Genomic DNA, 18,082 nt, shown 5'->3' with positions numbered 1-18,082 from the left:
GCGCCACCCCTGAAGGGCCGCGTACGGTGCCAACAACCAACGCGGCCGGGATCGCGCTGATCAAAGAGTTCGAAGGGTGTCGCCTCCAGGCGTATCCGGATCCCGCCACCGGCGGCGATCCCTGGACCATCGGGTACGGGCACACCGCCGGCGTCGAGCCCGGGCAAACGGTCACCCAAGCACAAGCCGACGCGTTCCTCATCTCCGACCTGCGAATGTTCGAGCAGCAAGTGGCCGCGCTCGTGCAGGTCGTGCTGACGCCGAACCAGTTCTCGGCGTTGGTGTCGTTTCAGTACAACACCGGCGCCCTGGACGGCTCGACGCTGCTGGCGCTGCTGAACCAGCAGCAGTTCGCGGCGGCGGCCGATCAGTTCGGCAGGTGGGTGTACGCCAACGGTCAGGTCATGCCGGGGCTGGTCCGGCGCCGCGCCGCCGAAAAAGCGCTGTTCTTGCGAGCGTGACGCGGCGCGTCAGCTCCGCGCGGGCGTGAAGTCGCGGCCTTTCCAGCTGCCGCCGCGGCCGGCGTGGTGCCGGCGCGCGGAGTCGACCGTCATCGCGGTGTAGAGCGCCGCGGCGGCCGGCAGCGCGAGCGCGGCGAGCGCGGGAACGCGATACAACCGCAGGGTGGGAACGTACGCGCCCGCCAGCAAGGCCCAGCCGAACGCGCCGGGAAGGGCGATGTCGGCGCGGCGCGTGACCGCTCCGGCGACGGTCGCGGCGACTGGTATACCATAGAGCAACGCCATCCCGGCCAGCGTGCCCGCGAGCCGCAGGGGCGAGTAGCCGAGTTGCGTGTACGCGGTGCGCGCGACCATCTTCCAGATCGTCTCGAGGCCGGCGTAGGGGCGCACGCTGCGCGAGCGCGTCGTCAGCTCGAGGTGCAGCCCGAAACCGGCGTCCTTCACCGCACGCGCCAGCGAACAGTCGTCGATCAGCTCGCCGCGAATGCGTTCGACGCCGCCGATCGCGCGCAGCGCTTCGTCGGCGAGCAACACGCAGCCGCCGGCGGCACCCGCGGTCGCGCGCCGGTCGTCGGCGACCCACGCGAACGGGTAGAGCATGCGAAACCAGAACACGAAAGCGGGGATCAGCAGGCGCTCCCAGCCGGAGCGGCAGTGCAGCGCGACCATCTGGGATACCAGCGCGCGCTGCTCGGCGCGCGCGGTCGCGACCAGTCGCCCGAGCGTCCGCGGATCGTGCTCGACGTCGGCGTCCGAGAACCACCAGTAGGCCGGCGGCGTACCGTCCGCGCGCGCGGCGGCGACGCCTTCGCTCAGCGCCCACACCTTGCCGGTCCAGCCTTCCGGCCGCGGCCGTCCCGTCACCACGGCGGCGCGCCCCGCTGCGCCCGCCGACGCGATCGTCTCGCGCGCGATCGCCGCGGTCCCATCGCTCGAACGATCGTCGACGAGCGTGACGTGCAGCCGTCCGGGATAGTCTTGGGTCAAGAGCGAGGAGAGCGTGCGCGCGACGACGTCCGCCTCGTCGCGGGCCGGAACGACCGCGTGCACGTCCGGCGCGGGCTCGCCCGGCGCGGGGTCACGAAGGCCGTCGGCACTCGCGTCCCAAAACCGGCCCCGTCCGGCGATCAGTCCGACCCACACCGCAGCAGCAACCCAAGCACAGATTCGTACACCGTTGAGCAGCATTCACACCGCCCTTTCGCAGCCGCGCGAGGACGAACCCGCCCCTCCACTCGACGACGCGATCGCACGCGCGGTTGGCGCGTTGTTCCGTTTGCAACACGCCGACGGCTACTGGTGGGCCGAGCTGCAGTCCAACGTCACCATCACGGCGGAAGTGCTGCTGCTGCACCACGTCTGGGGCACCTTCGATCGGGTGCCGCGCGCGCGCGCCGAAGCGTATTTCCGCGGCGAGCAGCGCGAGCACGGCGGCTGGGAGCTGGCCTACGGTGACGGCGGCGAGCTGAGCGTCACCGTCGAGGCGTATCTCGCGCTGCGCATGCTGGACGTGCCGGTCGACGATCCGGCGCTCGTGCGCGCGCGGGCGTACATCCTCGCGCGCGGCGGCGTCACCCAGACACGCATCTTCACCAAGATGCACCTCGCCCTCATCGGCGCGTACGACTGGGCCGGCCTGCCGGCGCTGCCCCCGTGGCTGATGATGCTGCCCGAGCGCGGCCCGTTCTCGATCTACGATCTCTCGAGCTGGGCGCGCGGCAGCACGGTGCCGCTGATCCTGCTGTTCGACCGCAAACCCGTCTACGGCCCGGTGCTGCGCGTGGACGAGCTCTACGCCGAAGGCTACGAGAACGCGCGCTTCGCGCTGCCGCCGCCGAAGGACGACTGGGAGCGCTTCTTCAACCGGATCGACGCGCTCTTCAAGCAGTGCGAGCGGCTCGACGCGATTCCGTTTCGCGCGGAAGGGCTGCGCCGCGCCGAGCGCTGGACGGTCGAACGCCAAGAGCACACCGGCGACTGGGGCGGGATCATTCCCGCCATGCTCAACGCGATGCTCGGACTGCGCGCCATCGGGTACGACCTGCACGACCCCGTCGTGCAGCGCGGCTGGGCCGCGATCGACGGCTTCACCGTCACCGAGAACGGCGCGTACCGCGTGCAGCCGTGCATCTCGCCGGTATGGGACACGGGCCTGGCGGTGCGCGCGCTCGTCGACGCCGGCGTGCGGCGCGACGATCCGCGCTTGGTGCGCGCCGTCGAATGGCTGCTCGAGAAGCAGATCGTCGCGCGCTACGGCGATTGGGCGGTCAAGAACCGCGACGGGAAGCCGGGCGGCTGGGCGTTCGAGTTCGAGAACGCCTGGTATCCCGACGTCGACGACACCGCCGTCGTCGTGATGGCGCTGGCCGCCGCCGAACACCCCGACGCGGCGCGCGTGCGCGGCGCGATGGAGAAGGCGACCGCATGGATCGCCGGGATGCAGTGCCGCGGCGGCGGCTGGGGCGCGTTCGACGTCGACAACGACAAGGCGTGGCTCAACCGCGTCGCCTACAGCGACCTCAAAGCATCGATCGATCCGCCGACGGCCGACGTGACGGCGCGCGTGCTCGAGATGCTCTGGCGCGGCGACCTGCGGTTGCGCGACGATCGCGCGCCGCGCGCGCTCGCGTATCTGTTGGCCGAGCAGGAACGCGACGGCGCGTGGTTCGGCCGCTGGGGCGTCAACTACGTCTACGGCACCAGCAACGCGTTGGCCGCGCTCGAGCGCACCAACGTCGGCGATCCCCGCGTCGACGCGGCGGTCGTGCGCGGTGCGGTCTGGCTCAAGAGCGTGCAGAACGCCGACGGCGGATGGGGCGAGACGACCGATTCCTATAAGCAGCCCGCGCTGCGCGGGATCGGGCCGAGCACGGCCAGCCAGACCGGCTGGGCACTGATCGCGCTGCTGGCCTGCGTCGAACGCTTGCCCACCATCGCCGACGCGTTCATGCCGGCCGTCGAGCGCGGCGTCGCGTATCTGCTAGCGACGCAGCGCGCCGACGGAAATTGGGACGAGCCCGAGTTCACCGGCACCGGTTTCCCGGTTCACTTCTACCTCAACTACCACTACTACCGGCTGCACTTCCCGCTCACGGCGCTGGGCCGCTACGCCGCGTTGCGCGCGCGCAGCGCGAGCGCGGGGTGATCGACGCTCACGGCTGCGTCGCTGCGCGGCGGCAACAACCGGATCGCCGTCAGCGCGGCCGTGGCCAGCACGGGCACCAGCCGCGGGCGCAGCAGGTGCGGATCGAACTTGCTCATGTGGCGGCGGTTCTCGGCCAACGCCGCTTCGAGGAACGTCACCGGCGTCACGCCGTCGAGCATGTCGCCGGCGGCGCTCAGGTCGAGCTCGCCGGTCGGCTGTTCGGACGCGCTCTTGACGGTCCCGGCGAGCGCGGCGGCGTGGTGACCCAGCGCGGCGAGCGTCCGGGGAATCCAACCGCCGCGGCCGGCGCGCGCTTCTTCGTAGCCCCACCAGTTCACGAAGAACATGATGTGGCGCGCCTCTTCCCACAGCACTTGATCGAAGATCGCCAGCAACGGGGTGGGGAAGAGCTGGCGCTCGCGCGCGATCGCGAGCGCGCCGAAGCCAATGAACGAATCCCGACATTCGCCGAAACCGAACTCACAGAAGTCGTCCCGCGTCGCCGGGGCGTCGGGGATCGCCAATACCGGCGCGTCGATGCCGTAGCGCTCGCAGACGTGGTCCATCAACCGGCCGTGCCGTGTCTCCTCGACGCCCTGCAAGGCGACTGCGTCGGCGATGACGGGGTCGTCGAGCGTTTGCGCGAAAGCGCTGACCATTCGGCCGGCGCGCTGTTCGATCGAACGCGCGATGTTCCAGAACGGGAACGATCGGACGCGCGCGAGCAGCGTGGGATCGAGGACCGGCCAGGGCAATTCGGCGGGTTCGAAGGCGACGTGCGTCTCGACGAACGTGCGGCAGAAGAGATCGCGGTGGGCAAGCGTTCCGGGTCGCATGCCATATTTTCCGCCACGGGGACGAGGTGGTTCCTGCCTTTTCGAAGGACGCGGCTCCCGGCGATGGAACCCGGAGCGGGTATCCATCGGACATACGATGCCGTGTGGACCCATACGGCATGAGCTGGGGAGGTGTTGGCACGCCCATGGTGGCGCAGGAGACGTCGGTCGACGAGGCTGTTCGGGAATCGCGCCTGCTGCTGCCGCGGGTCTCGCGGACCTTCGCGCTGGGCATCAAGCTGCTGCCGGCCCGGCTCGAGGCACCGGTGCGTTTGGGCTATTTGCTGTGCCGGATCGCCGATACGATCGAGGACGACCTGGCCCTGAGCGCGACCCGCAAGGCGGAGCTGCTCGCCACCTTCCTGACGTGCTTCGACGAGGTCGAGGCCGCCGATTCGTTCGGCAACGTCGTCCCCGAGCTGACCTCGAACGCCGAGTACCTCGACCTGGTCGCCGCCACCGGACGCGTCTTCATGCTCTACCGCGCGCTCGACCCGCCGACCCGCGCGATCCTGCACCGCTGGGTCGGCGAGATGGTGCGCGGGATGCGCTCGTTCGTGATCGCGCAGCCGAACGGCATCCGCATCCGCACGACGGCCGAGTTCCAGGAGTACTGCTACTACGTGGCGGGCACGGTCGGGCATCTGCTCACCGAGCTGTGGCACGAGCACTCGATCCTGATCGGCGAACGGACCTACGCGCGGCTGCTCGACGATTGCGAAGCGTTCGGCGAGGCGCTCCAGACGGTCAACATCCTCAAAGACATCGCGTGGGACGCCGAGCACGAGAACGCGATCTACGTCCCGGCTGACGCGCTGGCCGCCGCCGGCAGCGCCCACGACCGGCTGCTGGAACCCGCGCTGCGCGCGGCCAACCGAACCGCGCTGGCGCCGCTGATGACCCTGGCGCAAGACGACATCGAACGCGCGCTGCGCTACATCGAGGCGATCCCGGCGGCCGCGATGCGGATTCGCCTGTTCTGCGTGCTGCCGATCCTGTTCGCGATCGCGACGATGCGGGAGCTCGAGCGGACCGATGAGATGCTGGTCCCCGGCGGCGCGGTGAAGATCGGGCGCGCCGAAGTGCGCGCGGTCGTGCTGGCCGCGACGACCTCGACGTTGACGAACCCGACGCTGCGCTGGCTCGCCGACCGCGTTCGCAAACGTCCCTTCACCTTCGGCGCCTGAGCGCGTGCCGACGGCCTTCGTCACCGGCGGCTCCGGCTTCGTCGGGGCGAACCTGGTGCGCGCGCTGCTCGACGACGGCTGGCAGGTCCGGGCGCTCGTGCGCGGGGCCGCACCCTCGCTCGACGGCTTGGAGGTCGCGCGCGTTCCCGGCGACCTGTTCGCGCCCGACCTCGTCGCGGCGATGCGCGGCAGCGACGCGGTCTTCCACGTCGCCGCGCTGTACAGCCTGTGGCGCCGCGACCGCGCGGCGCTGCTGCGGGCCAACGTCGAGGGGACGCGCAACGTCCTGGCCGCGGCCCGCGCCGCCGGCGTCCCGCGGGTCGTCCACACCAGCTCGGTCGCGGCACTGGGCGTGCGAGCGGACGGGCGGCCGGCCGACGAGACCTACCGCAGCCCGACCGCCGCGCTGATCGGCGCCTACAAGAAGTCCAAGCGGCTGGCCGAAGAGGAGGTCGATCGGGCGGTTGCCGGCGGCCAGGACGTCGTCTTGGTCAACCCGACGACGCCGATCGGTCCCTGGGACGCCAAGCCGACCCCGACCGGCGAGATCGTCGTGCGCTTCCTGCGCGGCCAGATGCCGGCCTACGTCGACACCGGACTGAACGTCGTCGACGTGCGCGCCGTCGCCGCCGGCCACATCGCCGCCTATCGGCAGGGCCGGACCGGCGAGCGCTACATCCTGGGCGGCGAGAACCTGACCTTACGCGCGCTGCTCGAGCGCCTGGCGCCGCTGGCGGGCCGGCCGGCCCCGCGGGTGCGGCTGCCGCGCTGGATTCCGCTGGCCTACGCGGCGGTCGGCGAGACCCTGCTGGCGCCGCTGGGCGTGCGGCCGGACGTTTCGGTCGAGAGCGTACGGATGGCCAAGCAGCGGATGTGGTACGTCGCCGCGAAAGCAGAGCGTGAGCTCGGGTTTCGGCCCGGCAGCGTAACCGAAGCGCTCGCGGCTGCGGTCACGTGGTTCCGTACCTACGGCTACGCCGATCCCGGCAGCCGCCCTGTGGAGAATTGATGGCGATCTCGGTCAAGCAAGCGGTGTCGGTCGGCACGTACGTGCTGCGCCAGCGGCTCGCGGGGCGCAAACGCTACCCGCTGGTCCTGATGCTCGAACCGCTCTTCCGGTGCAACCTGGCGTGCAGCGGCTGCGGCAAGATTCAGCACCCGGTCGAGGTCCTGCGCCGGCACCTCTCCCCCGAAGACTGCTTCGCGGCGGTCGACGAGTGCGGCGCGCCGGTCGTCTCGATCCCCGGCGGCGAGCCGCTGCTGCACCCGCAGATCGACGTCATCGTCAAGGGGCTGATCGAGCGCAAGAAGTTCGTCTATCTCTGCACCAACGCGATTCGCCTCGAGCAGAGCCTGGACAAGTTCACGCCCTCGCCCTACTTCTCGTTCAGCGTCCATCTCGACGGTCCCAAGGACGTGCACGACCACGCCGTCGCGCGCGAAGGGATCTACGAGGTCGCCGTCAAGGCGATCCGCGCGGCGAAAGCGCGCGGCTTCCGCGTCACGACCAACACGACGATCTTCGACGGCGCCGATCCGAAGACGTTCCAGGATTTCTTCGACTTCCTCACCGACGACCTCAAGGTCGACGGCATGATGATCTCGCCCGGCTATCGCTACGAGAAGGCGCCCGACCAGGATCACTTCCTGGCCAAAGAGCAGACGCGCTCGCTGTTCCGCGAGATCTTCGCGCCGATGAAGCGCGGCGAGAAGAAATGGCAATTCAACGCCAGCCCGTTCTTCCTCGACTTCCTGACCGGCGAGAAAGACTACGACTGCACGCCGTGGGGCATGCCCTCGTACAGTCTCTTCGGCTGGCAGAAGCCGTGCTATCTGCTCGGCGAGGGCTACGCCAAGTCGTACAAGGAGCTGCTCGAGGAGACCGAGTGGGACAAGTACGGCCACGGCAGCGGCAACCCGAAGTGCGAGGACTGCATGGTCCATTCCGGCTTCGAGGCGACCGCCGCCGCCGATCACATGCGTCCGGCGAGCATCATCGCGTCGGTCAAGAGCTTCGTCGCGCGGTAGTGCTGGCCGAAGCTCCTTTCGACGCCTTCGAGGGCTACCTCGAAGGCGCACTGGACCGTCTGGACGCCAGCTCGCCGAACCGGGCCCTGATCCGCGAGCACTTCGCCCTCGATGACCCGAGCGCCAAGCGCGGCAAGCGGTTGCGCCCGCGCATCCTGGTCGCCGTCGCGCAGACGGAGGGCGCGCCGGCGGAGGACGCGTTCGGCGCGGCCGCGGCGCTGGAGCTGCTGCACAACTTCTCGCTGGTCCACGACGACATCGAGGACCGCGACGAGCTGCGGCACGGACGGCCGACACTGTGGTCGCGGTACGGGATTCCGGCCGCGCTCGAAGCCGGCAACGCGCTCTGCGCGCTCAGCTACCTGACGCTGATCGACGGTTCGGCGCGACTGCCGGCGGAGAGCGTCGTCGCGATGGCGCGCTGCTTGTACCGCGCGCACTTTCGCATGTGCCAGGGACAGGCGTACGACATCAGCTTCGAGCGCGCCGCGACGGTCTCGTTCGACGAGTACCAGCGCATGATCGAAGGCAAGACCGCGGCGCTGTTCGGCGCGTCGTGCGAGCTGGGCGCCTTGGCGGCCCGCTGCGACGCGGAACGGGCGGCGGCCTACGGTAACGTCGGCCGCGCCTACGGCCTGGCGTTCCAGATCCGCGACGACATCCTGGGCACCTGGGGCGCGACGGCGGAGACCGGGAAGCCCAGCGGGGCCGACATCCGCCGCCGCAAATGGTCGTTCCCGGTCGCCTGGGCGCTCGACGGTTCGGCGTCGCCCGACCGCGCGACCGTCGCCGATGCGTACGCGTCGAACGCGCCGCTCGACGACGCGACCGCCGAACGCGTCATCGCCGCGCTCGAACGACTGGGCGCGCAGCGCGCGGCCGACGAGGCGTGCGCGAAAGCGATCGACGAGGCGAACGCGCTCGCCGCGCGTCACGACCTCGACCGCGACGGCAAGCTCGCCGCGATCTTCGACGCCACCGCCCGCCGCAGCGTCTGATCGCGACACGTGGAGCTGCGCACCCTGCGCGCGTTCCTCGCGGTCGCCAAGCATCGCAGCTTCACCCTGGCGGCCGACGAGCTGTTCCTCACGCAATCGGCAGTCAGCCAACAGATCCGGTCGCTCGAGACGCTGCTCGGCACGGCGCTGTTCGTGCGCGAGCGCGGCGCGGTCGAGCTGACCGAAGCCGGCACGACGCTGCTGCCGCGCGCTCGCGAGGTCGTCTCGCTGGTCGACGGCGTGCGCGACCTGCTCGACGCGCCGCGCACGCTGGCGGGCCGGCTGCGCATCGTGGCCGAGACCGTCGCCTCCTCGTTCCTGTACGTCGGCTTGTACGAACGCTTCGCCCGCAGCTATCCCGACGTCGAGCTGGCGATGCGCTCGGGGATCGGGCGCGCCGCCGCGCTCGCCGCCGTGCGCGATGACGCCGCCGACGCCGCGTTCGTCACGCTGCCGGCCGACGCCGACGATCTCGACGTCGACCAGCTCGGCCACACCGAGCTGATCGCGGTGGCGCTGCCCGGCGCGCGCGGCGATCGCGTTCTCGTCTGGGACGGCTCGCCCGAGCTGCAGCGCGCGCTCGCGCAGGCCGCCGTCCCGATCGCGGTGACCAGCAACGACGTCGCGCTGCTCAAGCGCCTGGTGGCCGACGGCGCCGGCACCGCGTTCCTTCCCCGCTGGGCCGTCAAGCCCGAGCTCGACGCCGGCTCACTCGAGGCCGTCCCGTTCGACGTGCCGGCCGTGCGCCAGCGCTTCGGCCTGGTCTCACGCCGCGCCGCGAAGAGCCCGGCCCTGGTCGCCTTCCTCGCCAGCGCGCACGCCTACAAGCCCGTCATCGCCGACCTCTGCGGCTGAGCTAGGCGCTGCCCGGCGTGCGCTGCACGACCACGCCGTACCAGCCCAAGCCGCGATACGTCTCGTACCCCTGCGTGCGCGCGAAGCCGATCTGATCGCCGCCGCTGGTCGTGTAGTAGCCGCGCTCCTCGCCGCCGGTTTCGAGCGCGACGCGCTCGCTCAGCAGGCCGACGTCGTCCGACGCGGCGATGACGCGATGCGACGCGTCGACGAGCAGGCAGCGCGTACGTCGCCGGTCGTCGTCCTCGAAGCGCACGCCGCGCACGATCGCGGCCGCCTGCGGCTGCCAGTCGAAGAAGATCCCGAGCGCCCCGATCGCGGCGCCGTGCGTGGCGCCGCCCGCGCGCACGGCGGTCGCGTAGGTGGCGACCTGCGCGTTCCCGAGCTGCGGCTTCACCGCGACGTCGTGTGCCGCGAACTGCGTCCCGTCGACGGTTGCCATCGCGTCCTGGAACCAGCGCTCGCGCGAGACGTCGGTGCCGCGCACGTTCGGGTAGCGGTCCGGCCGCCCGTTGGCGACGACGCGCCCGTTCGCGTCGGCGACCCACAGATCCAGGTAGACGGTGTAACTCGCCAGGATCACCCCCAGCCGGTGCGCCGCGTGACGCACGCTCTCATCGGACGCGTGTTCGAGCACGTCGACGACGGCCGCGTCCGTTGCCCACCAGCGGACGTCGCACGAGCGCTCGTAGAGGTTACGGTCGATCAGATCGATCATGGTGCCGGCCAGATCGGCCAGCCGTTCGCCGCGCATCTCGCGCACGATCACTTCGCCCAAATCGGTCAGCTCCGCGATCGCGCCGGCCAGCTCGCTGTTGAGGTCGCGCGAAATGTCGGTGATTCGGTCGGACAGCGTGCGGACCGCGCGGGCGACGACGCTGAAGCCACGGCCCGCGGCCCCCGCGCGCGCCGCCTCGATCGAGGCGTTGAGCGCGAGCACGTTGGTCTCGGCGGTGATGTTGGCGATTTGCGCGATCTTGCGGCCCGCCAGCGACGAGACGGACTTCGAGAGCGTGACGATGCGTTCGGGGTCAGCCATGCGAAAGTGGCCCGTCCTTTGGAGCGGGGCGTGTTCGAGCCGCCCTTCGCGGCCGCCACCGGGGTCCCGTTGGCCTGATGGCGAGACGGGGTCCGCCGGGTCTCGCCGCGTAGACCCTGCCGATGATCTTTCAGCCGGAGTACGAGACGCTGGAGCGGCATGCGCTCGAGGCGCTGCAGGCCGAACGACTGCGCGACCTGGTCGGCCGGCTGCGCGACGCGAACGACGTCTACCGGCCGCGGTTGCGTGGCGTTCCCGACCCGGCCGGGCTGGGCGACCTGCCGTCACTGCCGTTCAGCACCAAGGCCGACATGCGCGACGCCTATCCGCTGGGGCTGCTCGCCGTCCCCGAGCGCGAGCTGACGCGCATCCACGCCTCCAGCGGAACGACCGGGAATCCGACCGTGGGCGCCTACACGCGTGAGGACGAGCGCATCTTCCGCGAGGTCGTCGCGCGCAGTTTGGCCGCCGGCGGGATCGAGCCGGGCGACATGTTCCAGGTCATGTGGGGTTACGGGCTCTTCACCGGCGGTCTGGGCGCGCACGGCGGGTGCGAGACGCTCGGCGCGTGCGTCATCCCGGCTTCGAGCGGCAACACCGCGCGCCAGCTGCAACTGCTGTGCGATCTGCCGGTGGTCGGATTCGGCGCGACGCCGTCGTACGCGATGGTGATCGGCGAACGGCTGCGCGCCGACGGCAAACGTCCGCGCTCGCTGCGCTACGCGATCTGCGGCGCCGAGACGTGGACGCGCGAGATGCGCGCGGAGCTCGAAGAGCTGCTCGGCGTCACCTGCACCAACATCTACGGCCTGACCGAGATCATCGGGCCCGGCGTCGCGCAGGAGTGCACCGCCAAGAACGGCATGCACGTCCAAGAGGATCACTTCCTCGCCGAGATCGTCGATCCGGAAACCGGCCGGCCGCTGCCGGACGGCGAGCGCGGCGAGCTGGTGCTGACGACGCTGACGCGCCAAGCGATGCCGGTGCTGCGGTACCGGACGCGCGACCTGACGTCGATGGTGCGCGAACGCTGCAGCTGCGGGCGCACGACGGCACGCATCGACTGGTTCACCGGACGGGTGGACGACATGCTGATCATCCGCGGTGTCAACGTCTTTCCCTCGGCGATCGAAGAAGTGCTGCTGCGCTTCCCGGAGCTGTCGGCCAACTATCGTATCCTCGTCGACCGGCCGGCCGGCGGACTCGACCAGCTGACCATCGAGGTCGAGCATCAGCCCGACGCGGGCGTCGACGTCGCCGCGCTCGCGCGCGCGGTGAACGATCGGCTCGCGGAGACGCTGCTGGTCTCGCTGCAGACGTCCGTCCTCGTTCCGGGAACGATCGAGCGGATCGAGGCCGGCAAAGCAAAACGCGTGTACGACCGGAGGAGCTTGTGAGCGAGAACCTGATCGTCGAGCGACCGCAAGCGGGCGTCGCCCTCGTGCGCTTGGCGCGTCCGCGCGTGCTCAACGCGCTCTCGAACGCGCTGCTCGCGGAGCTGGCCGAGGTGTTCGAGGCCTGCGACGCCGACGGCACGACGCGCGCGATCGTGCTGACCGGCGACGAGCGCGCGTTCGCCGCCGGCGGCGACGTCGCCGAGTTCCTCACCGCGGGCCCCGAGCTCGAAACGTGGGACCGGCTGTGGGCGACGCAGCTCCCGATCGTCGGCGCCGTGCGCGGCGTCGCGTTCGGCGGCGGGCTCGAGCTGGCGATGTCGTGCGATCTGCTCGTCGTCGCGGAGGACGCGCGCCTCGGGCAGCCGGAGATTCTGCTCGGCGTCATGCCGGGCGCGGGGGGAACGCAGCGGCTGACGCGCGCGGTCGGCAAGGCGCTGGCCACCGAGATGGTGCTGCTCGGCCGCGAGATCGACGGGCGCACCGCCGAGCTGCACGGTCTGGCGAACCGCTGCGTGCCGACCGAACGGGTGCTGCCGGTCGCGCTCGAGCTGGCCGGTGCGCTCGCGCGCCAAGCGCCGCACGCGGTGCGGGTCGCCAAGCGCGCCGTCTCGCGCGCGTTCGAAGACCCGCTCCACACCGCGCTGCTCGACGAGCGGCGTGCCTTTTACGAGCTCTTGAAATCCGAGGACGCGCACGAAGGGATCGACGCGTTCCTCAACAAGCGGAGGCCGACATGGCAGGGACGATGAGCGAGGCGGTCGAGCATACGGTCACCATCGACGACGGCGTCGCGACGGTCACGTTCGCGCGCCCGCAAGCGTACAACGCGCTGACCGGCGCGCTGGTGCGCTCGCTGCACGGCACACTGCGCGGCCTCGACCGCGACCCAGCCGTGCGCGCGCTGGTGCTGACCGGCGCGGGCAAGGCGTTCTGCGCGGGCCAGGCGCTCGACGATCCGGCGCTCGCCGGCCCCGACGGCACCATGGACGTCGCGACGGCCGTGCGCGAGCGCTACAATCCGCTCATCCTGGGCCTGCTGGGGATCGAGAAGCCGGTCGTCGCCGCCGTCAACGGGGTCGCCGCCGGCGCCGGATTCGGCATCGCGCTGGCCTGCGACTTCCGTATCGTCGCCGAGACGGCGTCGTTCACGACCGCCTTCGTGAAGATCGGCCTGGTCCCCGACAGCAGCGTCTCGTACCTCTTGCCGCGCATGATCGGCTACGGCAAAGCGGTCGAGCTGTGCTTGCTCTCCGAGAAGATCGACGCCGCGCAGGCCGATGCGCTCGGCCTGTGCACGAAGGTCGTCCCGGCCGAGCGTTGCGTCGCGGAAGCGCACGCGCTGGCCGTCGCGCTCGCGCGCGGACCGCGCGGGCTCGGTCTGGCCAAGCGCGAGCTGGTGCGCAACGGACTCGGCGAGGTCGCCGCGGCGCTCGCGTACGAGGCCGAGATGCAGGCCGTCGCCGGCGCATCGCAGGACGCCGTCGAAGGCGTCGCGGCGTTCCGCGAAAAGCGCGCGCCGGTCTACACCGGCAGGTGACGTCCACGATCCGTCGCGCGACGCCGTCCGACGCGGCGCTGCTCGCGCGCCATCGCGCGCGGGTGTGGGTCGAGGTCGGCGAGTTCGACACCGAGGACCATCCGCACGTCGGGGTCTGGCGGCGTTGGCTCGTCGGAGCCCTGACCGACGGGCGACTCGTGGCGTGGATCGCCGAAGAGGACACCGCACCGGTCGCCAGCGCGTGGCTGCTGATCGCGCCGGCCGTGCCGGGCCCCGACTCGGCCGCCGAGCACGACGGGCGCGTGCACAGCGTGTGGGTCGAGCCGAGCTGGCGCCGCCGCGGCATCGCCCGCGCGCTGATGGACGTCATGGTGGAGCACGCGCGCGCCTACCCGCTGCGCCGGCTCACGCTGCACTCGTCCGACGACGCGAAGCCGCTCTACGTGTCGATGGGTTTCACGCCGCTCGACGAGATGAAGCTCTACTTCGAGGAGTAGGGCCGCGCGCATCGGTATCATCGGCGCGGGCGCGCTCGGCCTCACGTTCGCCGCAGCCCTCGCGCCGGTACACGACGTCATCGTCCTCGCTCGCCGGTCGGACGTCGCGGACGCCGTCAATCGCGACGGCGTCATCGTCGAGACCGACGCGGGCGGACACGCCGTCCCCGTGCGCGCCACCGTCGATCCGTGCGAGCTCGGCGACCGCGCGGCGTGGATCGTCGCCGTCAAAGCGTACGCGACCCGCGACGCGTTGACGACCTTGCGCGCGGCGCTGACGCCTGATCTGCTGGTCGCCTCGGTGCAGAACGGCATCGATTTCATGGCCGACGCGACCGTAGCGCTCGGCGGGCGGGCGCGTCTTGCGGCCGGCTCGACGACGCAAGGCGCGATCGGCCGCGGCGCCAACCGCGTGCGCCCGGTCGGACGCGGCGAAACGCTGTTCGGCCGCGTCGATCCGCCGGGGACCTCGGCGGGCGCGCTGGTCGACGCGTTCACCGGCGCCGGGCTGGCGGCGCGAGTCGTCGACGACGTGCAGGCCGTCCTCTGGAAGAAGCTCGTCGTCAACGCGGCGATCAATCCGCTCGGCGCGCTGACCGGCCGCCCGAACGGCGCGATCGCCGACGACCCGGACCTGCGCGCGCTCGGCACGGCCCTCGCCGACGAGGCCGCGAGCGTCGCGGCAGCCGAAGGCTCTGCCGTCCGCGACGCGTGGCCGCTGGTCGAGGCCACGGCGCGCGCCACCGCCGCCAACCGCAACTCGATGCTCCAAGACCTCGACGCCGGCCGCCGCACCGAGATCGACGCGATCAGCGGCGCGATCGTCCGACGCGCCGCCACCCACGGCATCCCGGTGCCGGCCACGCGAACGGTCCTGCGGCTGGTCCGGGCGCGCTCCGGTCGCTGACCTCGGGCGGGGCCCAGCCGGCGATGGCGAAGCGCTCATCCATGACCCGGCTCGGTGCCAGCCAAATCGCCGCCCGCAAGGGCGCCTCGTTCCCGATGGTCACCGCCTACGACACGCCGTTCGCTCGCTGCGCCGAGGCGGCCGGCATCGACGTCCTCCTCTGCGGTGACTCCCTCGGCCAAGTCGTCCTCGGCTACACCTCGACGATCCCCGTCGAGCTGAACGACATGGTCCGCCACGGCGCCGCCGTCGTTCGCGGCACCGAGAAGGCGCACGTCATCGTCGACCTGCCGTTCGGGACGTATGCCGCCTCGGACGACCTCGCCGTCACCAGCGCCTCGGACCTGATCAAACGCTCCGGCGCCTCGTCGGTGAAGCTCGAGGGCGGCGCCGCCGCCGCGCCGCGCATTCGCGCGATCGTCGAAGCCGGCATCCCCGTCTGCGCGCACATCGGCGTGCTCCCGCAGACCGCCGCGCTCGGCAGCGGCTTCAAGCGCAAGCGCGAACGCGATCAGCTGCTGCGCGACGCGGAAGCGATCGCCGAGGCGGGCGCGTTCGCCGTCGTGCTCGAGATGATCGACGAGAGCATCGCCGAGGCGATCACCGCCGCGGTTCCGATCCCGACCATCGGCATCGGCGCCGGCCCGCACTGCGACGGCCAAGTGCTCGTCCTGCACGACGTGCTCGGCCTCTATCCCGAATCGCCGCCGTTCGCCAAGCAGTACGCCCACCTCGCCGAGGCGGCCACGAGCGCCCTGCGCGCCTACGCGAACGAAGTCCGTGAACAGGTCTATCCCCCCGCCAAGCTCGCCGCCGTGCGGGAAACCAACGGCTACCGGGTCTGAAGCACCGCTTCCGCCAGCCGGTCGGCCGACGGCGGCGCGAGCTCGAAGTACAGGCTGGGTTCGATCAGCTCCAGCTCCATGAGCACGAGGCCGTGCGCGGTCGGGAGCACGTCGACGCGTGCGTAGGCGAGCGGCGGCCCGTCGAGGGCGGCGAGCACGCCGTGGACGAACGTCAGCTCGGCGTCATCGGGCTGGTGCAGCGTTTCCGCCGTGGTCTCGGTCGCGTCGTTGAAGGGAACCTTGCGCACCGCGTGCGACCACGCGCCGCCGACGAAGACATGGGCGCGCTCGCCGGCCGTCTCGACCTCGGGGACGTACGCTTGGACCAGCACCGTGCCCCGAAGCCGCAGCATGCGCAGATGCGCCGCGCCGGTCGATGCGAGCTCCTTGCCGCGAAAGCGCCGCGCGCCGAATGAGCTGCCGCCGACGCTCGGCTTGAGCACGACGTCGTCCCAGCCGCGCGCGCGGCAGAGGGCTGCTAGCTCGACCGCCTCGTCCACGCCGACGAAGGCCGTCGGCGCGATCGCGATCCCGCGCGACGCCAGCTCCGCGAGGTAACGCTTGTGCACGTTCCAGCGCACGGTCGCGGCGTCGTTGACCAGCCGAGTCGCGTGCTCGACCTGGTCGAGCCAGGCCTGGAACGCCGCGAAACGCTGCGGGTAGTCCCAGGTCGCGCGGATGACGGTCAGTGGGGAGGCGGACCAGTCGACGGTCGGATCCGTCCAGACCGCGGCGCGCACGCGCACGCCGCGCGCGTCGAGCGCGCGGCGGAACAGCTGATCGTCGGGCGGCAGGTCCGGGTATTTCCGGTAGGTGACGACGGTGACGTCGGCGCCTCGCGACACTTAGGGGTTCGCCGACGCTTTCGCGGCGGCCGTCATCGCGCGGTCGATCTTCACCGTCAGGCCGCCGTTCGGCCCTTGGTAGAGATCGAAGTGCGTGCGGTGCGGGACGAACGTCGTCTGCGCGTCGCTGCCGGGCAGTTTCGCGAGCGCGTCGTGCAGCCGGTGGACACCGGCTTCCAGATGAAACGTGTCCCAGGTGCCGACGTACACGTGCAGCTTGCCGCGCAGCTCGGGCCCCAGCGTCGCCCAGTGCGTCACGAGGTTGTGGACGATGTCGTAGTGCGCTTCCCACGCACGCGCGACGGCGGCGTCGATCTGTCCGCTGGTGCGATCGAACAACGGTTGCGGCCGGCCGTCGGCCCCGCGTGGGCCGAAGACCGCGTCGAACGAGCCGAACTGGCCGCCGTACTCGCCCAGCGCGCGCTCTTGCAGGATGTAGTCCTTCAGCGGCACGGCGTCCTTGCCGGCGATGCGCACGAGCATGTACGGCTTGCCGTGCGCGTCGACGTACATGTTTCCGTTCGGACGATCGACGAGATTCGGCCCGGTGAAGTCGTGGAAGTCGAGCGGATCGGGCGAGGTCGACCACGTGCCGCCGAACACCTCGGGATACGTGGTCTGCAGCCACATCGTCGTCCAGCCGCCCGACGAGTGACCGGTCAGAAAGCGCGCGCCGGACTGCGCCCGCAGCGGCCAGCGTGACTCGAGGTACGGGATCAGCTCGGTCGTCAGCGCGCGGCCCCACGGGCCGTTGTTGACCGAGTCCGCGAACACGCTGTGCCCGAGCGGGACGTGCGGATCGAGGTAGACGTAGAACAGCTGCGTGCCGCCGTGTTTGGCGAGCAGCCGCGCGCGCGCCGCGGCGGCGAAGGGCAGCACGCGATCCGACGTGCCGTAGCCGCCGATCACGTACGCGGTCGCGTAGCGTTTCGACGCGGTGACGTCGTAGCCGGGCGGCGGCACGACGTAGGCGCGCATGACGATTGGGCGGCCGAAGAACGCGCTCAGCGCGGGCGAGACGAAGGTCTCCATGCGCGCACCTTGGGGCTCGGGCGCGCGGAAGCGCGGCGGGACCGGCTCCGGGCCCCGCCGCGCGCGCACGTTGACGGTGACGTCGGCGCCGGGCGCCAGCGTGACCGTGAGGTTGCCGCTGTCGGGATCGCCGGGCTGACCGCCGTCGTAGGTGTACCGGTGGCGTACGTCCAGCTCCGCCCGCACCACGTAGCGGCCGGGCGCGAGCGCGCGCCACGGCGTCGGGTACGCGTCACCGTCGACGGGCAGCTCGATCGACGAACCGGCCGGTGCGCCGTGGACCTCGACGCCGAGGATCTCGACCGCACGCGGGTGCAGGTAGGACGGCTCGAGCTCGCCCCGCGGCGGCGCGGTGCGCGCCGCGAACAGCAACAGACGCCCGTGCAGCTCGCCGAGCCCGGGGGCGAAGCGCACGGTGACGTGCGCCGGTCGCTCCGGCGCGGCCGCCGCGGGCACGGCACACGAGAAAACCGACACCGCGAGAAGCGGCGCGACGAACGATCGCATGCGGC

18 protein-coding genes are annotated in these 18,082 nt (G+C 71.3%); 13 read left to right on the top strand and 5 right to left on the bottom strand.

The annotated features are described in order from the left end of the window. Window positions 1-26: 26 nt before the first annotated feature. Window positions 27-461 carry a lysozyme gene (locus VMD91_17655; protein HTW85900.1) on the top strand — a complete coding sequence of 145 codons (435 nt, stop codon included), beginning with the start codon at window positions 27-29 and terminating at the stop codon, window positions 459-461. A gap of 9 nt (window positions 462-470) precedes the next feature. On the opposite strand, the gene VMD91_17650 is transcribed toward VMD91_17655, so the two are convergent. After that, window positions 471-1,649, bottom strand: a complete 1,179-nt coding sequence (locus VMD91_17650; protein ID HTW85899.1) for a glycosyltransferase — start codon at window positions 1,647-1,649, stop codon at window positions 471-473. On the opposite strand from VMD91_17650, the gene shc reads away from it, so the two are divergent. Then, window positions 1,639-3,606: a squalene--hopene cyclase gene (shc, locus tag VMD91_17645; protein HTW85898.1), complete on the top strand. Its 1,968-nt coding sequence runs from the start codon at window positions 1,639-1,641 to the stop codon at window positions 3,604-3,606. The genes VMD91_17650 and shc overlap by 11 nt on opposite strands. On the opposite strand, the gene VMD91_17640 is transcribed toward shc, so the two are convergent. Continuing rightward, entirely contained in the window at window positions 3,567-4,442 is an 876-nt protein-coding gene (locus VMD91_17640) for a hypothetical protein (GenBank protein ID HTW85897.1), read from the bottom strand. The genes shc and VMD91_17640 overlap by 40 nt on opposite strands. Before the next feature lie 146 nt (window positions 4,443-4,588). Here VMD91_17640 and VMD91_17635 point away from each other — a divergent pair, with 146 nt between their 5' ends. The 5 genes from VMD91_17635 to VMD91_17615 are packed head-to-tail and all read left to right on the top strand — an operon-like array spanning window position 4,589 to window position 9,510. Beyond that, complete coding sequence (locus tag VMD91_17635) at window positions 4,589-5,629, top strand: squalene/phytoene synthase family protein (GenBank protein HTW85896.1); 1,041 nt, start codon at window positions 4,589-4,591, stop codon at window positions 5,627-5,629. Between the two features lie 4 nt (window positions 5,630-5,633). Beyond that, on the top strand, window positions 5,634-6,638 hold the full coding sequence (gene hpnA, locus VMD91_17630; protein HTW85895.1) for a hopanoid-associated sugar epimerase: 1,005 nt from the start codon (window positions 5,634-5,636) through the stop codon (window positions 6,636-6,638). Next, a complete protein-coding gene (gene hpnH, locus VMD91_17625; protein ID HTW85894.1) occupies window positions 6,638-7,657 on the top strand; it encodes an adenosyl-hopene transferase HpnH in 1,020 nt (339 codons plus the stop codon). Before hpnA ends, hpnH begins: the two co-directional genes overlap by 1 nt. Then, window positions 7,657-8,655, top strand: a complete 999-nt coding sequence (locus tag VMD91_17620) for a polyprenyl synthetase family protein (protein ID HTW85893.1) — start codon at window positions 7,657-7,659, stop codon at window positions 8,653-8,655. The genes hpnH and VMD91_17620 overlap by 1 nt, the downstream gene beginning before the upstream one ends. Before the next feature lie 9 nt (window positions 8,656-8,664). After that, window positions 8,665-9,510, top strand: a complete 846-nt coding sequence (locus VMD91_17615; GenBank protein ID HTW85892.1) for a LysR family transcriptional regulator — start codon at window positions 8,665-8,667, stop codon at window positions 9,508-9,510. A 1-nt stretch (window position 9,511) separates the two neighbouring features. Here the strand turns inward: VMD91_17615 and VMD91_17610 are convergent, their stop codons facing one another. After that, window positions 9,512-10,549 (bottom strand): methyl-accepting chemotaxis protein, encoded by a 1,038-nt coding sequence (locus VMD91_17610; GenBank protein HTW85891.1) that lies wholly within the window; start codon window positions 10,547-10,549, stop codon window positions 9,512-9,514. Window positions 10,550-10,671: 122 nt separating this feature from the next. Here VMD91_17610 and VMD91_17605 point away from each other — a divergent pair, with 122 nt between their 5' ends. From VMD91_17605 to panB, 6 genes are read left to right on the top strand one after another with little or no spacing between them, the layout of a single operon-like run. Beyond that, on the top strand, window positions 10,672-11,946 hold the full coding sequence (locus VMD91_17605; protein ID HTW85890.1) for a phenylacetate--CoA ligase: 1,275 nt from the start codon (window positions 10,672-10,674) through the stop codon (window positions 11,944-11,946). Further along, the gene (locus tag VMD91_17600; protein ID HTW85889.1) at window positions 11,943-12,695 is read left to right on the top strand and encodes an enoyl-CoA hydratase-related protein; all 753 of its coding nucleotides are present in this window, start codon (window positions 11,943-11,945) and stop codon (window positions 12,693-12,695) included. The genes VMD91_17605 and VMD91_17600 overlap by 4 nt, the downstream gene beginning before the upstream one ends. After that, window positions 12,680-13,483, top strand: coding sequence for an enoyl-CoA hydratase-related protein (locus VMD91_17595; GenBank protein ID HTW85888.1), 804 nt, complete (start codon window positions 12,680-12,682; stop codon window positions 13,481-13,483). The genes VMD91_17600 and VMD91_17595 overlap by 16 nt, the downstream gene beginning before the upstream one ends. Continuing rightward, the gene (locus tag VMD91_17590; protein ID HTW85887.1) at window positions 13,480-13,941 is read left to right on the top strand and encodes a GNAT family N-acetyltransferase; all 462 of its coding nucleotides are present in this window, start codon (window positions 13,480-13,482) and stop codon (window positions 13,939-13,941) included. The genes VMD91_17595 and VMD91_17590 overlap by 4 nt, the downstream gene beginning before the upstream one ends. 10 nt (window positions 13,942-13,951) lie before the next feature. Continuing rightward, entirely contained in the window at window positions 13,952-14,848 is an 897-nt protein-coding gene (locus VMD91_17585; GenBank protein ID HTW85886.1) for a 2-dehydropantoate 2-reductase, read from the top strand. A gap of 41 nt (window positions 14,849-14,889) precedes the next feature. Beyond that, window positions 14,890-15,693, top strand: coding sequence for a 3-methyl-2-oxobutanoate hydroxymethyltransferase (gene panB, locus VMD91_17580; protein ID HTW85885.1), 804 nt, complete (start codon window positions 14,890-14,892; stop codon window positions 15,691-15,693). Here panB and VMD91_17575 read toward each other — a convergent pair. After that, window positions 15,681-16,538 (bottom strand): hypothetical protein, encoded by an 858-nt coding sequence (locus tag VMD91_17575; protein HTW85884.1) that lies wholly within the window; start codon window positions 16,536-16,538, stop codon window positions 15,681-15,683. The two genes, panB and VMD91_17575, sit on opposite strands and share 13 nt — an antisense overlap. After that, window positions 16,539-18,026, bottom strand: a complete 1,488-nt coding sequence (locus VMD91_17570) for an alpha/beta hydrolase-fold protein (protein HTW85883.1) — start codon at window positions 18,024-18,026, stop codon at window positions 16,539-16,541. Window positions 18,027-18,082: the final 56 nt, after the last annotated feature.

It is taken from the genome of Candidatus Sulfotelmatobacter sp. (assembly GCA_035504415.1).
Taxonomy (GTDB): Bacteria; Vulcanimicrobiota; Vulcanimicrobiia; order Vulcanimicrobiales; family Vulcanimicrobiaceae; genus Vulcanimicrobium.
Note: the sequence above shows the minus strand (reverse complement) of the source record. Positions and strands in the feature narration are given on the sequence as shown.

Bases quoted from the DNA above. Each gene is read 5' to 3' on its own strand.
- VMD91_17650 (HTW85899.1), bottom strand. From the start codon at position 1,649: ATGCTGCTCAACGGTGTACGAATCTGTGCTTGGGTTGCTGCTGCGGTG.
- VMD91_17640 (HTW85897.1), bottom strand. From the start codon at position 4,442: ATGCGACCCGGAACGCTTGCCCACCGCGATCTCTTCTGCCGCACGTTC.
- VMD91_17635 (HTW85896.1), top strand. From the start codon at position 4,589: ATGGTGGCGCAGGAGACGTCGGTCGACGAGGCTGTTCGGGAATCGCGC.
- hpnH (HTW85894.1), top strand. From the start codon at position 6,638: ATGGCGATCTCGGTCAAGCAAGCGGTGTCGGTCGGCACGTACGTGCTG.
- VMD91_17610 (HTW85891.1), bottom strand. From the start codon at position 10,549: ATGGCTGACCCCGAACGCATCGTCACGCTCTCGAAGTCCGTCTCGTCG.
- VMD91_17605 (HTW85890.1), top strand. From the start codon at position 10,672: ATGATCTTTCAGCCGGAGTACGAGACGCTGGAGCGGCATGCGCTCGAG.
- VMD91_17595 (HTW85888.1), top strand. From the start codon at position 12,680: ATGGCAGGGACGATGAGCGAGGCGGTCGAGCATACGGTCACCATCGAC.
- panB (HTW85885.1), top strand. From the start codon at position 14,890: ATGACCCGGCTCGGTGCCAGCCAAATCGCCGCCCGCAAGGGCGCCTCG.